Annotated in this window: 12 protein-coding genes; 6 read left to right on the forward strand and 6 right to left on the reverse strand. The window is 44.8% G+C overall.

Annotated elements, in window-relative coordinates:
- Positions 1 to 175 precede the first annotated feature (175 nt).
- Together macA and macB are read left to right on the forward strand one after the other, a co-directional pair.
- Positions 176 to 1,291 carry a macrolide transporter subunit MacA gene (macA, locus tag OO184_RS16825; RefSeq protein WP_265380160.1) on the forward strand — a complete coding sequence of 372 codons (1,116 nt, stop codon included), beginning with the start codon at positions 176 to 178 and terminating at the stop codon, positions 1,289 to 1,291.
- Positions 1,291 to 3,234, forward strand: a complete 1,944-nt coding sequence (gene macB / locus OO184_RS16830) for a macrolide ABC transporter ATP-binding protein/permease MacB (protein WP_265380161.1) — start codon at positions 1,291 to 1,293, stop codon at positions 3,232 to 3,234. The genes macA and macB overlap by 1 nt, the downstream gene beginning before the upstream one ends.
- Before the next feature lie 83 nt (positions 3,235 to 3,317).
- Here macB and cspD read toward each other — a convergent pair whose 3' ends face one another.
- Complete coding sequence (gene cspD / locus OO184_RS16835; protein WP_036814644.1) at positions 3,318 to 3,539, reverse strand: cold shock-like protein CspD; 222 nt, start codon at positions 3,537 to 3,539, stop codon at positions 3,318 to 3,320.
- Between the two features lie 343 nt (positions 3,540 to 3,882).
- Here cspD and clpS point away from each other — a divergent pair, with 343 nt between their 5' ends.
- Both clpS and clpA read left to right on the forward strand, forming a co-directional pair.
- Complete coding sequence (clpS, locus tag OO184_RS16840; protein WP_265380162.1) at positions 3,883 to 4,203, forward strand: ATP-dependent Clp protease adapter ClpS; 321 nt, start codon at positions 3,883 to 3,885, stop codon at positions 4,201 to 4,203.
- Between the two features lie 31 nt (positions 4,204 to 4,234).
- Entirely contained in the window at positions 4,235 to 6,511 is a 2,277-nt protein-coding gene (gene clpA, locus OO184_RS16845; RefSeq protein WP_265380163.1) for an ATP-dependent Clp protease ATP-binding subunit ClpA, read from the forward strand.
- An 83-nt stretch (positions 6,512 to 6,594) separates the two neighbouring features.
- On the opposite strand, the gene infA is transcribed toward clpA, so the two are convergent.
- From infA to trxB, 5 genes are all read right to left on the reverse strand, one after another.
- Complete coding sequence (gene infA / locus OO184_RS16850) at positions 6,595 to 6,813, reverse strand: translation initiation factor IF-1 (protein ID WP_002211347.1); 219 nt, start codon at positions 6,811 to 6,813, stop codon at positions 6,595 to 6,597.
- 156 nt (positions 6,814 to 6,969) lie between these two features.
- Positions 6,970 to 7,662, reverse strand: a complete 693-nt coding sequence (gene aat / locus OO184_RS16855) for a leucyl/phenylalanyl-tRNA--protein transferase (protein WP_265380164.1) — start codon at positions 7,660 to 7,662, stop codon at positions 6,970 to 6,972.
- Between the two features lie 6 nt (positions 7,663 to 7,668).
- The gene (gene cydC, locus OO184_RS16860) at positions 7,669 to 9,417 is read right to left on the reverse strand and encodes a heme ABC transporter ATP-binding protein/permease CydC (RefSeq protein ID WP_265380165.1); all 1,749 of its coding nucleotides are present in this window, start codon (positions 9,415 to 9,417) and stop codon (positions 7,669 to 7,671) included.
- Between the two features lie 2 nt (positions 9,418 to 9,419).
- Positions 9,420 to 11,189, reverse strand: a complete 1,770-nt coding sequence (cydD, locus tag OO184_RS16865; RefSeq protein ID WP_265380166.1) for a heme ABC transporter permease/ATP-binding protein CydD — start codon at positions 11,187 to 11,189, stop codon at positions 9,420 to 9,422.
- Positions 11,190 to 11,322: 133 nt separating this feature from the next.
- Positions 11,323 to 12,282 (reverse strand): thioredoxin-disulfide reductase, encoded by a 960-nt coding sequence (gene trxB, locus OO184_RS16870; RefSeq protein WP_265380167.1) that lies wholly within the window; start codon positions 12,280 to 12,282, stop codon positions 11,323 to 11,325.
- Between the two features lie 498 nt (positions 12,283 to 12,780).
- Between trxB and lrp the strand changes: the two genes are divergently transcribed.
- The gene (gene lrp, locus OO184_RS16875; protein ID WP_011145896.1) at positions 12,781 to 13,275 is read left to right on the forward strand and encodes a leucine-responsive transcriptional regulator Lrp; all 495 of its coding nucleotides are present in this window, start codon (positions 12,781 to 12,783) and stop codon (positions 13,273 to 13,275) included.
- Between the two features lie 130 nt (positions 13,276 to 13,405).
- Positions 13,406 to 15,114 (forward strand): DNA translocase FtsK 4TM domain-containing protein (locus tag OO184_RS16880; RefSeq protein WP_265380168.1); only part of this gene is annotated, 1,709 nt, incomplete at its 3' end.

A 15,114-nucleotide genomic window follows, 5' to 3' on the forward strand; every position in this document is an offset into this window, starting at 1 on the left:
CAAAGAATTTTTTATTCTTAGGGAGGGTATGTTACTAATAACTTTCAATGGGCGTAAAATGTAAAGAGAACGGTATCTATCTGGAATAAGTGGAAATCCCTGGTTTTCGTGGTATTGCAAGAAATAAGTTTTTTACTATTTCTCTAAATCCAATACTTAATATGGTGATATTTAAATGAATTTTATTCGCTCGAAGCGTCGATGGGTTGTGTTGTTAGCTATTGTGACTGTTATCACATTGGTTCTGGGGTATTTTCTGCATGGACCAGAAACGATTAAATATCAGACTGTCTCTGTTATTAAAGGCGATTTGGAAAAAAATGTACTGGCAACGGGAAAACTGGATGCGGTCAGAAAAGTAGATGTTGGGGCGCAGGTGAGTGGTCAGTTGCAGAATTTGTATGTTGAAGTGGGCGATAAGGTGACAAAAGGCCAGTTACTGGCATTAATTGATCCTAAACCGGCGCAAAACGAAGTCAAAGAAGTTGAAGCGACGATCAAAGAATTGAAAGCTGATCTGATAGAGGCTAGGGCACAATTGAAATTGGCGCGGCTTACGTCACAGCGTCAAAACAATCTGGCAAAAGTGCAGGCGGTTTCACTCCAGGAATTGGATCAGGCTAAAACAGACGTTGAAGTGAAAAGAGCGAAGATAGAAAATTTATTGGCGCAAATCAGTAAAAATCAAGCCAGCCTTGATACTGCTCAAACTAATTTGCAATACACTCGGATTACTGCGCCAATGGATGGCATTGTTGTCAATATCAAAACCCTTCAGGGACAAACGGTCATTGCGGCGCAGGAAGCCCCGACCATTTTGACATTGGCTGATCTTGGCACGATGTTGGTAAAAGCGGAAGTATCAGAGGCGGATATTATTTACCTGAAACCGGGGCAGAAAGCTTCTTTTACCGTATTAGGCGCACCGGATAAAAATTTTCCAGGGGTGCTGAAAGATATTTTGCCGACGCCAGAAAAGATTAATGATGCCATTTTCTTCTATGCCCGCTTTGAGGTGGCTAATCCTCAACAACTTTTGCGTTTGCAAATGACTGCCCAAGTGAAAATTCAACTTGATTCCCATCGTGGTGTGTTAATGGTTCCTATCTCTGCTCTGGGTAAACAGATTACGCCAACCCGCTATGAGGTGGATATCCTGAATGGCGATAAAGAAGAGAAACGGGAAGTGACCATTGGCGTGCGCAATGATGTGAATGTACAAATTCTGTCTGGTCTGAAAGAACATGAGCAGGTGATTACTAGTCGCAGTGATGAAGCAGAGGGTGAGTAATGAATGCGTTACTTGAGCTGAAAGGTATAGAGCGCAGTTATCCCGCAGGTGAGCAACAGGTAAAAGTATTGGATGATGTCACTTTGTCTATTTATGCCGGTGAGATGGTTGCGATTATCGGTGCGTCAGGCTCGGGTAAATCGACACTGATGAATATTCTTGGTTGTCTTGATCAACCCAGTAATGGTGAATATCGGGTCGCGGGACAGAATGTTGCTGAACTGAATAATGATCAACTAGCAGCACTGAGACGGGAACATTTTGGCTTTATTTTTCAGCGTTATCATTTACTGACTCATTTAACTGCTGAACAGAATGTGGAAATTCCTGCTATTTACGCGGGAGCCGTTAAGGCAGCACGTCGTCAGAGAGCCATAGAGTTGCTTGGTCGTTTAGGGCTTGAAGAGCGAATCTACTATCAGCCGGGGCAGCTCTCTGGTGGACAGCAGCAGAGGGTCAGTATCGCCAGGGCGTTGATGAATGGTGGTCAGGTCATTTTGGCTGACGAACCCACCGGAGCGTTGGATAGCCATTCTGGCGAAGAGGTGATGGCAATCCTCAAACAACTGTGTGAACAAGGGCATACCGTCATTATTGTCACTCATGATCCGAAAATTGCGGCGCAGGCACAGAGGATTATTGAGATCAAAGATGGTCACATTATGAGTGACTCCGGCACACGAATAAGTAGAAAAGTCACTCAGACTCCATCGTTAACATCAAAAATATCGTCGATACGCCAGACCTTTGGGCGGTTTAATGAAGCTTTATTCATGGCTTGGCGGGCGATGATTGCCAACAAGATGCGAACTTTACTGACCATGTTGGGGATTATCATTGGTATTGCTTCTGTCGTGACTATTTTGGTTATCGGAGATGCGGCTAGGGCATCGGTGTTATCCGATATTAAAGAGATTGCGACGAATACTATTGATATTTATCCAGGAGAAGATTTTGGCCTTGATGATCCGGTCAGTATGCAAGCACTGAAAATAGAGGATTCAGACGCGATTAAAGCGCAGCCCTATATTCTGGCGGTTTCGCCAGAAATTGAGGGACAAATGCGCCTTCGTAAAGGGAACATTGATGTTGCTTCGAGAGTGACTGGCGTTGGCGATGAGTTTTTTCAGGTTTATGCTCTGCGTTTTGCCCAAGGAATGGGATTCTCATTGGATATGATACGCCGTCAGGGGCAAGTTGTGGTTATTGATGACAATACTCAGCGTAAGCTGTTTCCTCACCAGAAAAATGTGATTGGGGAGGTGATCCTGGTGGGTAATATGCCGGCCACAATTGTGGGAGTGGTATCTGATAAGAGAGCGACGTTTGGCAGTAGCAAATCATTACATGTCTGGTTGCCTCATAGCACAATGACCAGCCGTCTGATGAATCGAAATTATTTGGATTCAATTACTGTCAGAATAAAGGATGGTTATAACTCTAAGGATATAGAAAAGAAGATTGTTCAGTTGCTCACTTTGCGCCACGGGAAAAAGGATGTTTTCACCTATAACGTGGACCTGATGGTAAAAGCGGCGGAAAAAACAGCCCATACTTTACAACTGTTTTTGACGATGGTGGCGGTAATTTCACTGATAGTTGGCGGTATTGGCGTTATGAACATTATGTTAGTTTCAGTGACTGAACGTACAAGAGAGATCGGTATCCGTATGGCAGTAGGCGCCAGAACCAGTGATGTGATGCAGCAGTTTCTGATAGAAGCTATTTTGGTTTGTCTGGTTGGCGGTGTTTTGGGCATTGTACTCTCTTATACGATTGCATTGATTGCTCAACTGGCGCTGCCCGGTTGGCATTTTGTTTTCCAGCCCATAGCCTTACTCAGTGCTTTCGCCTGTTCTACCGCAATTGGCGTGATATTTGGGTTTCTACCGGCCCGTAATGCTGCTCGCCTTGATCCGATAGAAGCGTTGGCAAGAGAATAAGTGGCAATGAAATAACGTTACGCCGCTGGTAATGACCAGCGGCGTGTGAATAATACCTGGTTATAACCCACAGGCCAGGCTATTTAGCCTTTGGGTTCGTTTTCAAGGGGAACAATAATACTGGCATGATTTCCCTTTGGGCCTTGGTGAACGCTGAAATTCACTTTCTGACCCGCTTTCAGTGTCCGGTAACCGTCCATCTGAATAGTTGAGTAATGAGCGAATATATCTTCTCCGCCGCTTGCCGGGCAAATAAATCCAAAGCCCTTAGCATTATTGAACCACTTAACAGTACCTGTCTCCATACTTCTACATCCCTCGTTTAATAATTTCGGTTGAGATGAGCCATTAATATAACAGTCGTAAACAATCACATGTAAACAGTGACATTATCTATGTTTGTTCACAAAACATACTGTAGTAAAAATCAAATTCTCGTCAAGTACAGAACAAATGTCTGGTTGTTTTGAATGACTAAAGTTTGATATAGATAACGATATGAGTTTCGTTCATTCACTTTTATGCCGAGTTTTCATAGAGGAATAGTCTGTGGTAAAAGGAGTTGCTCAGAGAATGATAAGATAAATGGCAATATAATTTGTTTGCTGGCAGTGGCTGGTGTTAGAGATTAATCCTGTTGGGAAAATAATGAGCGAGTATCATAACAGTTTGAAAATTAAGGAATCCGTTAAGAATGAACGACAGCAAAAATTGCAGCCGCCGTCAATGTATCGGGTTATTCTTAACAATGATGATTACACTCCGATGGAGTTTGTAGTTGACGTATTACGAAAGTTCTTTTCTTATGATATTGAACGTGCAACGCAGTTAATGTTGGATGTCCACTATCAAGGGAAGGCTGTTTGTGGGGTTTATACTGCTGAGGTGGCAGAAACTAAAGCGGCTCAGGTAAATATGTATGCCAGGGAGCACGGGCATCCATTACTTTGTACGCTGGAAAAAATCTGACCAGGTATACTGATTTTAGGGGGAGGTGCCTATGCTCAACCAAGAGCTTGAACTTAGTCTTAATATTGCCTTTGCTAAAGCACGGGATAACAGACACGAGTTTATGACTGTGGAGCACCTATTGCTGGCGTTGTTAAGTAATTCATCAGCGCGTGAAGCATTGGAAGCCTGCAAGGTCAATCTGGCTCAATTGCGTAAGGAGCTGGAGAATTTTATTTCACAAACGACACCGTTGTTACCTGAAAATGATGAACGGGAGACTCAGCCGACGTTGAGTTTTCAACGTGTTCTTCAGCGCGCGGTATTTCATGTTCAATCCTCTGGGCGTTCAGAAGTTTCTGGTGCTAATGTGCTGGTGGCTATCTTTAGCGAACAGGAGTCTCAAGCTGCTTATTTGTTGCGTAAACATGATGTTAGTCGTCTGGATGTGGTTAATTTCATTTCTCACGGAACTCAAAAAGAGGACACTGAATCGGATCATCAGGAGACAGGCGCGCAATCTGCGGAAGAGCACTCTACAGGTGAGGATCGGTTAGAAAATTTTACAACTAATCTGAATCAGCTTGCTCAAAGAGGGCAGATTGATCCATTGATTGGCCGTCAGGATGAGTTGGAAAGAACAATCCAGGTATTGTGTCGTCGTCGGAAAAACAACCCATTGTTGGTCGGAGAGTCGGGGGTCGGTAAGACAGCCATTGCAGAAGGACTGGCATGGCGGATTGTGCAAAAAGATGTACCGGAAGTGATGGCTGATTGTACGATTTATTCGCTGGATATTGGTTCATTGCTGGCGGGAACTAAATATCGTGGTGATTTTGAGAAGCGCTTCAAAGCATTATTAAAAACCCTTGAACAGGATAAGAAAAGTATTCTATTTATAGATGAAATTCATACCATTATCGGCGCGGGCGCCGCGTCAGGGGGGCAGGTAGATGCAGCTAATCTGATTAAGCCATTGTTATCTAGTGGACGTATCAGAGTGATTGGTTCTACGACTTATCATGAATTCAGTAATATTTTTGAAAAAGATCGGGCGTTAGCGCGTCGTTTTCAGAAGATTGATATTGTTGAGCCTTCACCCGAAGAGACGATACAGATTATTAAAGGGTTGCGGCCGAAATATGAAGCGCACCATGATGTACGTTATACCACGAAAGCTATCCGTGCTGCGGTTGACTTATCAGTGAAATACATTACTGATCGCCACTTGCCGGATAAGGCGCTCGACGTGATTGATGAAGCCGGGGCGCGTACCCGTCTGGTGCCGATTAGTCGCCGTAAAAAAACGATTAATGTGTCGGATATTGAATTCGTCGTTGCTCGGATTGCTCGTATTCCTGAAAAAACCGTTTCTGCCAGTGATAAAGATGTTCTAAGAACACTGGATGAGCGACTGAAAATGTTGGTATTTGGTCAGGATACTGCGATTGCGGCATTGACCGAAGCCATTAAGATGAGTCGTGCAGGGTTGGGTCAGGATAATAAACCGGTGGGCTCTTTCCTGCTTGCAGGTCCGACAGGCGTGGGGAAAACGGAAGTCACCGTACAGCTTGCGAAGGTGCTGAATATCAAATTATTGCGTTTTGATATGTCAGAATATATGGAGCGCCATACAGTAAGTCGTTTAATTGGCGCGCCGCCGGGATATGTTGGTTTTGATCAAGGAGGGTTGCTTACTGATGCTGTGATTAAACATCCTCATTCAGTATTGCTGCTTGATGAGATTGAAAAAGCACATCCAGATGTATTTAACCTGTTATTGCAAGTCATGGATAACGGTACTCTGACTGATAATAACGGTCGCAAAGCGGATTTTCGTAACGTCATTTTAGTCATGACAACGAATGCGGGGGTACGTGAAACGCAGCGCAAATCCATTGGATTTAAGCAGCAGGATAACAGCTCTGATGCAATGGAAGAGATTAAGAAAGTGTTTACACCGGAATTCCGTAACCGTCTTGATGGCATCATCTGGTTTAATACGCTTTCTATCGAGGTTATTCAACAGGTAGTTGATAAGTTCATTGTCGCCTTGCAGGCACAATTGGATGAAAAAGGCGTTTCGCTGGAGGTCAGCGTGGATGCTCGTCAATGGTTATGTGATAAAGGCTATGATAGAGCAATGGGTGCTCGTCCAATGGCGCGGGTTATTCAAGATAGCTTGAAAAAACCGTTGGCAAATGAACTTCTGTTCGGCTCATTAGTTCACGGTGGCTCGGTAAGTATTGGCCTGGATAAGGTAAAACGCGTACTGACTTATGATTTCAGCAGTGCTTATAAGCAGAAGCCGGAAGATGTAGTGCACTAATAAAGAGCGACACCACAGGTGAGTACAACGTTGTTAAATACAAAGTTGCTACCTGTGGTGTAATACCTGAAAACGGTAATGAATCAGCGGCTACGGAAGACGATACGGCCTTTGCTCAGGTCATATGGGGTCAGCTCAACTGTAACCTTGTCGCCTGTCAGGATGCGGATGTAGTTTTTACGCATTTTACCTGAGATGTGAGCAGTGACTACGTGCCCGTTTTCTAACTCAACGCGGAACATAGTGTTTGGTAGCGTGTCTAGCACGGTACCTTGCATTTCAATATTGTCTTCTTTGGCCATCTAATCCTCTAAGTTTAATAACCATCGTTTTTAACGGGCAAGATAATGCCGAAAAACCCGCATTATGTAAAGGAATGTTGTATTTTAACCCGCTATTTTGCAAATGGTGCATGGTGATATTTACGTTATGATCAACATGAATCGGTCAAATGTTGATTATAATTCCAGTACTTGTTGTGACCAGCAACCGAGTCTTAATGACCGATTTCTGAATTGATAAAGATATTGAATAAATTCCTCCCTGGGGATCTCTTTTGCGCCTAGTGATGCTGTGTGATGGTTAAGCACTTGACAGTCCAATAGTTTACCACCGTGTCGCAGAAAATGGTGATAGAAGGCGATGAGTGCGCATTTGGATGCATTTTCCATTCTGCTAAACATAGACTCACCGCAGAATAGTGTACCAACGCTAACACCGTACAAACCACCAACAATCCGTTCATCGTGCCAGACTTCTATTGAATGCGCTTGTCCTGCCTGATGTAATTTCTGATAACCTTGTTGGATATCCCGGCCTATCCATGTTCCTTCATGCCGTTGAGCGCAGAAATAAACCACCTGTTCAAAGGCATAATTCACCGTAATACGGTATGGGTGATTGCGCAGAAACCGACGTAATGTTCGGCCGATATGCAATTCACCCGGAATGATTACCGCACGTGGGTCGGGGGACCACCAAAGTGGCACTTCACTGGGTAAAAACCAAGGGAAAATGCCTTGATGGTAAGCCGCATTTAATCGTTTAGCAGATAAATCCCCTCCTACCGCTAGTAGGCCATTAGGCTCGATTAATGCCTCTTTGGGGTGAGGGAAATCATATGAATTAGTATCCAGTTGAGTTATTGGCATCGTGTGTTACTGCTCCGGTTCAAGGCGAATTTGATGTTGCCGTTGATGAAACTGATAATAGCGACCTTGCTGAGTCAGTAATTCATCATGTTGACCTTGTTCAATAATGGTGCCGCTATCCATGACGTAAATACGATCCATATGATCAAGCCCGTACAGGCGGTGGGTGACAATAATTAATGACTTATGCTGACAGTGCTGACGCAGTAGAGACAGAATTTGCTGTTCAGTGTCCGCATCGAGCCCTTCAGTAGGTTCATCCAGCAACATCAGTGGCGCAGAGTGCAGCAACGCTCTGGCAATGCCCAAGCGGCGCTGTTCACCGCCTGACAACTGGCGACCACCTTCGCCCATCCAGCAATTTAGCCCCTCATCAGTTTCTAGTAGATTGCTTAAACCTACCTGTTTCAGCACAGTTTCCAGTTGATCATCGGCTGCATTGGGTTTTGCTAGTAATAAATTCTGGCGCAAAGTATGACTGAACACATGCACACGTTGTGAAACAACCGATATCATACTGCGCAGAGTTGATTCGTCATAAGCGCTAATGGGATGTTGATTCAGACAGATTGTGCCTGAATCAACATCCCAAGCTCGGGTCAGTAATTGTAACAAGGTAGATTTACCACAACCGGTTTTGCCTAACAGCGCAATATGCTCTCCCGCTTTCAGGCAGAGAGAAACATTTTTCAGAACAGCCATTGGCTGATCAGGATAGGTGAAACTGATATTTTTAATATCAATACTAGCTTGCGCTGAACTTTCCGGCCCTGATGTAGGAAACGCTACTTCCGGTTTTTGTTGCATCAATTGAGAAACACGGGTTGCAGAGGTAATGACTTGCCCCAGATGTTGGAATGCAACCGTGACAGGGCCCAGACTCTCAAACGCTGCAAGAGAACAGAAAACAAACAGTGCGATTAATGCTCCCGGTTGGTTGTTTCCCCCTACGTCGTTAGCTGCCAGCCATAAGATCAATGTGACAGTCATACCGGTGGCAAAAATCATGATTGCCTGTGACAAACCAGTCAGGTTAGCTTGCTGCTGCTGGCGCTGTAACCAACGTGACTCAATATCGGCCATTGACTTGCGAAAACGACCGACAGCACCGAACACCATCAATTCGGCTTGCCCTTGCAACGCTGCGGTGAGTTGAGTGCGGTATTGGCCTCGCAGAATAGTCAGATCGCGGCCGACGGATTTACCGGCGTTATAAAATACCAATGGCAGCAGGATCAACAGGGCTAGCATAATACCGCCAAGAGTATAGGCTAATGTGAGATCCAGAAAACCAAGGCCGAAAGTGAGAACTATAATAACGATAAAAGCTGATAATATGGGTGAAATCACCCGTAAATAGAGGTGATCTAATGTTTCAACATCAGCGACTAACCGGTTTAATAATTCGCCTTGACGAAAACGAGCTATTCCTCCCGGTGAAAGCGGCAAAATTTTCTGAAAAGCAAAAATCCGTAAATGTGCCAGTACCCGGAAAGTGGCGTCATGGCTAACCAACCGTTCAGCATAGCGCCCGGCAGTTCGAAGAATGGCAGAGCCTCGGACACCCGCAGCCGGTAGCATATAGTTGAATGTATAACCGGCAAGACCTGCTAGTGCTGCGCCTGCAAGGAACCAGCCAGAGAGGGTCAATAAACTTATACTGGCGAGTAGTGTAACAACAGCCAGAACCATGCCTAAACTGATAAGAAACCAATGACGGCGATAGAGCGCCAGAAAAGGAAGCAATACCTGCATGATTACAGCTCCTTACTTCGATGGGATAACAGACGGGTGAATACCCCTTGAGATTGGCTTAAAGTCTGGTAATCTCCCTGTTCGATAATTAACCCCTTTTCCATGACCAAAATCTGATCATATTCCAGCGTTTCTTCCAATTGGTGGGTAACTAACAGGGTTGTCTGATGATGAGATGCCTGATTGAGTGTTTCCATAACCCGTTGTTCGCTATGTGCGTCCAGACTGGCGGCAGGCTCATCCAGTAATAATAACTGGCAGGGTTTCAATAGGGCACGGGCAACAGCGATACGTTGGGCCTGACCAACGGATAATCGTGCAGCATTATCACCGATGATAGTATTCAGCCCATCGGGTAAACCATGAATGAATTCGGTGACATATGCTTGTTCCATAACCTGATGGATTTGCTGTTGATTGGCATTAGGTTGGTTCAGGCGAATATTATCAAGCAAAGTCTGCTCAGGCAGATGTGGATTTTGCCCAACCCAACTCAGTTGATTACGCCATCTCTGTAGATCCAACTCGCGCAACTCAACGCCATTAATTTGTATTGAGCCACGATAGGGCAGGAACCTTAACAGTAAATTCAAGAGGGAACTTTTACCTGCTCCGCTTGGGCCAACTAATGCCACCCGTTGATTTTTCTCTATAGTAAAATTCAATGGGCCAGCAAGCCGGTTGCCATCGTGGGCCAAAATTTCCAGATCATTAGCAATGATGGTCAATGAATCTTGGGTATTTAGCGTCTTATCACCGCCGGCAGGCGCATGTTCGCCATCGCTGCTCAATAAAGTCACTAACGCTTCTGCGGCGCCAACCGCCTGTGCTTTAGCGTGATAATAAGTACCCAGATCGCGTAATGGCTGGAAAAATTCCGGGGCAAGGGTTAACACCAGAAAACCGGCAAACAGGGTAACGCCCATCCCATAACTGCCAAAATTAAGCTCCCCCAGATAGGAGAAACCAAAATAGACCGCGACAATAGCAATAGAAATGGCAGCAAAGAATTCCAGTACCGCGGAAGAAAGGAATGCTAACCTCAGCACTTCCATCGTCCTAAGACGGAAATTTTCGGTGGATTCGCTGATTTGTTGTGCTTCTGCCTTGCCGCGATAAAACAGGCGCAACGTTTCCAGCCCACGTAGCCGATCCAGGAAATTACCGCTTAACCGGCTTAGCGCGACAAAATTACGCCGATTAGCGTCTGCGGCGCCTAAACCAACCAGTGCCATAAACAAGGGAATCAGCGGAGCCGTCGCGAATAAAATTAGCCCGGCAGCCCAGTTAACCGGGAATAGGGTGATCAGGATAAGAATAGGGATCATGACGGCAAGAGACATCTGCGGCAGATAGCGGGAATAATAATCCTGCATATTTTCTATCTGCTCAAGAATAATGGTTGCCCAGCTACCGGCTGGTTTACCTTTAACCCACACTGGGCCAAGTTGCTCAAGCTTATCCAATACCATAGCGCGGATTTTCTGACGCACGACTTTACCACAGATGAAACCGATCCGTTCCCGAATAGCACTGATGATTGCCCGTAGCGCAAAGGTGGCTGCTAGCAACCAAAATTCGTTCGAAATGTGCTCACGCGAAAGGTTATCCATGATTAAAGCTTGCAGAATTGAGGCTAGTAACCAAGCTTGAATGATAATCAACAATCCACTGATTAAGCCGAGTAACATGGACAGGCGGAGCCAGCGTTGGGCTGGGGCACTTTGCTGTTTCAGCCAGCGAACCAATTCATACTGTCTTATTTTGTCCATAGAAAAAAATTCTAATCTAGCAGGTGAGGGTATGGTGTACCAAAAGGCTGGACATATCCTATGTGTCAGCATCCTGCTGATATGTTACATGTTAAAAGGCGCTACCGAAATAGCGCCTTGAAAGAAAAAGAATTTATTTATCGGCTAGCCCATCCAGAAAACGTTCTGCGTCAAGGGCTGCCATACAACCTGTACCGGCGGACGTAATTGCCTGGCGGTAGGTATGGTCCATGACGTCACCGGCGGCGAATACACCGGGAATTGAAGTCTGAGTGGCGTTACCCTGCAAACCGGATTGAACTTTGATGTAACCATTATCCAGTTCTAATTGGCCTGCAAAGATAGCAGTATTGGGAGTATGGCCGATAGCAATGAATGTGCCGGTAACAGCCAATTCTTCTGTAGAGCCACTTTTGGTATCGCGTAGGCGAACACCAGTAACGCCCATATCATCACCAAGTACTTCATCCAGAATACGATCGGTGTGCAGGATGATATTGCCATTTTTGACTTTATCCATCAGGCGACCGATTAGGATCTTCTCTGAACGGAAAGTATCACGGCGATGAATTAGGTGGACTTCCGCTGCAATATTTGCCAGATATAAGGCTTCTTCTACGGCGGTATTACCGCCGCCGACAACGGCGACTTTCTGGTTACGATAAAAGAAACCATCACAGGTTGCACAGGCTGAAATACCACGACCTTTGAATGCCTCTTCAGAAGGTAAACCTAAATAACGGGCAGAAGCGCCTGTTGCGATAATCAGTGCGTCACAGGTATATTCTTGTTCATCACCATAAAGGCGCAAAGGCCGGCTTTGCAGATCGACTTTTTGAATATGGTCAGAAATGATTTCGGTTTGGAATTTTTCAGCATGTTGGTGCATGCGTTCCATTAACCCAGGGCCGGTCAGACCTTCCGGATCGCCAGGCCAGTTTTCGACCTCGGTGGTTGTAGTCAACTGACCGCCTCTTTCAACCCCGGTAATAAGAACCGGATTTAAATTTGCTCGGGCAGCGTAAACCGCGGCAGTATAGCCTGCTGGACCGGAGCCAAGAATAATGAGTTTGTGGTGTTTGGCGGTGCTCATAAATACCTCATTCCATTTATCACCTAATCGAATATCGAGCGATTGTAGGAGAAATAGGAGGGTAAAAAAAGCTAAAAGACTCATGTTACTAACGATTTTACCGATAGATATTAACTAATAATGACTTTAACCTGAGAAAAGTGTTCTTTTAGTGCTGTTTGGATATCATTTGCTCGTTTTCAATTAATGGTAGACTATCGAAACGATTAACTGAAAATTTGTTCCACAGGTTGTTCTGATTTTTGCTCATTTACTTTGACAATCGGCTGTGCATTTGCGAAAACATCACTGTAAGAGATAATTATCCACCTCGCTAAATTCGTTTCTATAAAAATCGACATGTGGATAATCCTCTTTTGTGTAGCATTACAAAATGGCCTGTGAGCTGCTTTACGCTGATAGAGCGAGGCTTTAACTTTAAGACATCTTTTCCAACTCAAACTTAGAGAGATAGGGGAAAATGTTATGGGTGTAGGAAAATAAAGAGAGATCAACAAGATGATAGATAATAAAAAACGTCCGGGAAAAGATCTTGATCGCATAGATCGTAATATCCTAAATGAGCTACAAAAAGATGGGCGAATTTCTAACGTAGAACTGTCTAAACGGGTAGGTTTGTCTCCAACCCCGTGCCTGGAGCGTGTTCGTCGTCTGGAACGTCAAGGGTTTATTACTGGATACACGGCATTGCTGAATCCTCACTATTTGGATGCATCTTTGCTGGTATTTGTTGAAATTACTTTAAACCGTGGCGCTCCAGATGTTTTTGAACAATTCAATGCTGCTGTACAAAAATTGGAAGAGATTCAGGAATGTCACTTGGTTTCCGGTGATTTCGACTATCTATTGAAAACCCGCGTACCAGACATGTCAGCTTATCGTAAGTTGCTAGGCGAAACTTTGTTGCGTTTGCCAGGTGTTAATGACACCCGCACATATGTTGTAATGGAAGAAGTTAAGCAGAGCAACCGTCTGGTCATTAAGACGCGCTAAAATCTTACCAAAAATGTACAGGTGCAAAACTGGAAAAACTTAGGTACACTCCTGTTTATGCATACAGTTTCAACGCTGAGCTATCTCGGCGTTGTTCCGTTAAATCAACAGGAAACCTGGAGAGCCTTTCTTGAGCCAGGAATATACAGAAGATAAAAATATTCAGTTAAAGAGACTGAATAGTGGGCGCAGGCTGTTAGAAGCTGTGTTGCTTGTCATTGTTATCTTAGCGGCTTATCTAATGGTCGCGCTTGTCAGTTTTAACCCTTCTGATCCCAGTTGGTCTCAGACTGCATGGCATGAGCCGGTGCATAATTTGGGAGGGAGTGTTGGCGCATGGCTGGCCGATACGCTATTTTCTGCATTTGGTATTCTAGCTTACGCTATTCCCCCCGTGATGATGTTGGGTTGCTGGAGTGCTTTTAGGCAACATGATGACCGAGAGTATGTCGATTTCTTTGCGCTGGCTTTGCGCGTTATTGGCGCATTGGCAATCATCTTAACTTCATGTGGATTAGCGGCGCTGAATGTTGACGATCTCCATTACTTTGCTTCCGGCGGTATTATTGGCAGTCTGTTTAGTAGTGCGATGTTGCCTTGGTTTAATGAATTGGGCGCAACTTTGGTATTGTTGTGTATTTGGGCAATTGGATTTACGTTATTTACTGGCTGGTCATGGTTAACGATTGCTGAAAAAACAGGGGCCGTGATTCTGGGAGCAATAGGATTTATTACCAATCGTAGTCGTCATGAACAGGAATATACGCCATACGAAGAAACGGCTATTGCGCGGGAAAATCTCGCCGATGATAAAACAGAATCTGAATTCACAGCGGTCGATATTGATCATGATGATGTGTTATTTACCGCACCTTCAGCCGCAGAGTTAGCAAAAACTGAACTGGATGAGCCAGAATCAGTGAAAACAGAAATCGAACAAGAACAGCCAACGGATATTCCCACCATTAATATGGCTGATATTGCTGTTGAACCGGAAATTCAGCTCAATACATCTGATGATATAGTTCGGCCTCAGTCATTAATGGAAGAGAGTGAAAAGAATAACGACGAACCTATTCGTTATGTGTTTGAAACTCCTGCTGAGTACCATTTGGAGCCTATATCTGAATTTAATCGTGAAGCGACGCCAACATTTGAACCCGTCGGAAATCGCCAGGATGGCAGTGATACCTTCACTTTCATGCCTGAAACAGAACCAAAGAATGTTGTAGCAACAACAACCTCTGCAACGGTTATAACAGGCAACTCACAGGTTAAACAAGGAATCGGGCCAGAACTACCTCGTCCTAATCCTGTCCGTATTCCAACCCGCCGTGAACTGTATGGCATCAAAGTTCCCTCGCAACGTCTTGCAGAACAACAGCGTGAAGAGGAAGTTAAACAGCAAGTAGATGGATCGGGTGATGATGTTGAGTCTGATAAGCAGCAAGAAGCGTTGCTGCGTCAACAGTTTCTTGCACAACAGCGTGAGCGTTATCGTATTACGGCGGATACAGAAGAACAGGCTTCAATCCAGCCTCATGTAAACCAAAACCCATTTGAGACGGAAAATCGGCCTCAAACAGGAGCAGAGATTGTTAAACAGGCCGTTGAGCAGCCGCAACATAAACGTTATCAGGACCAAAATCACCAAGAAGAAAAAGAGTTCTCTGCTCTGGAGAGTTTATCGATTTTGAATAACTTCTCACCGGTTGAAGATTTAGTTAAAAAAGAGCCAGCAGAACCGCTGTTTATGCCTTCTGTTCAATCAGCGCCGGAAAATCGATCAGAACGGCCCACAGAAATTGCTTTTGCGCCAGCATCTGTACACAATGTTGT

It is taken from the genome of Photorhabdus aballayi (assembly GCF_026153155.1).
Lineage (GTDB): Bacteria > Pseudomonadota > Gammaproteobacteria > Enterobacterales > Enterobacteriaceae > Photorhabdus > Photorhabdus luminescens.

Excerpts from the sequence above, each read along its gene's own strand:
- macA (WP_265380160.1), top strand. The coding sequence starts at position 176 with ATGAATTTTATTCGCTCGAAGCGTCGATGGGTTGTGTTGTTAGCTATT.
- clpA (WP_265380163.1), top strand. The coding sequence starts at position 4,235 with ATGCTCAACCAAGAGCTTGAACTTAGTCTTAATATTGCCTTTGCTAAA.
- macB (WP_265380161.1), top strand. The coding sequence starts at position 1,291 with ATGAATGCGTTACTTGAGCTGAAAGGTATAGAGCGCAGTTATCCCGCA.
- infA (WP_002211347.1), bottom strand. The coding sequence starts at position 6,813 with ATGGCCAAAGAAGACAATATTGAAATGCAAGGTACCGTGCTAGACACG.
- trxB (WP_265380167.1), bottom strand. The coding sequence starts at position 12,282 with ATGAGCACCGCCAAACACCACAAACTCATTATTCTTGGCTCCGGTCCA.
- clpS (WP_265380162.1), top strand. The coding sequence starts at position 3,883 with ATGAGCGAGTATCATAACAGTTTGAAAATTAAGGAATCCGTTAAGAAT.
- lrp (WP_011145896.1), top strand. The coding sequence starts at position 12,781 with ATGATAGATAATAAAAAACGTCCGGGAAAAGATCTTGATCGCATAGAT.
- aat (WP_265380164.1), bottom strand. The coding sequence starts at position 7,662 with ATGCCAATAACTCAACTGGATACTAATTCATATGATTTCCCTCACCCC.
- cydD (WP_265380166.1), bottom strand. The coding sequence starts at position 11,189 with ATGGACAAAATAAGACAGTATGAATTGGTTCGCTGGCTGAAACAGCAA.
- cydC (WP_265380165.1), bottom strand. The coding sequence starts at position 9,417 with ATGCAGGTATTGCTTCCTTTTCTGGCGCTCTATCGCCGTCATTGGTTT.
- cspD (WP_036814644.1), bottom strand. The coding sequence starts at position 3,539 with ATGGAGACAGGTACTGTTAAGTGGTTCAATAATGCTAAGGGCTTTGGA.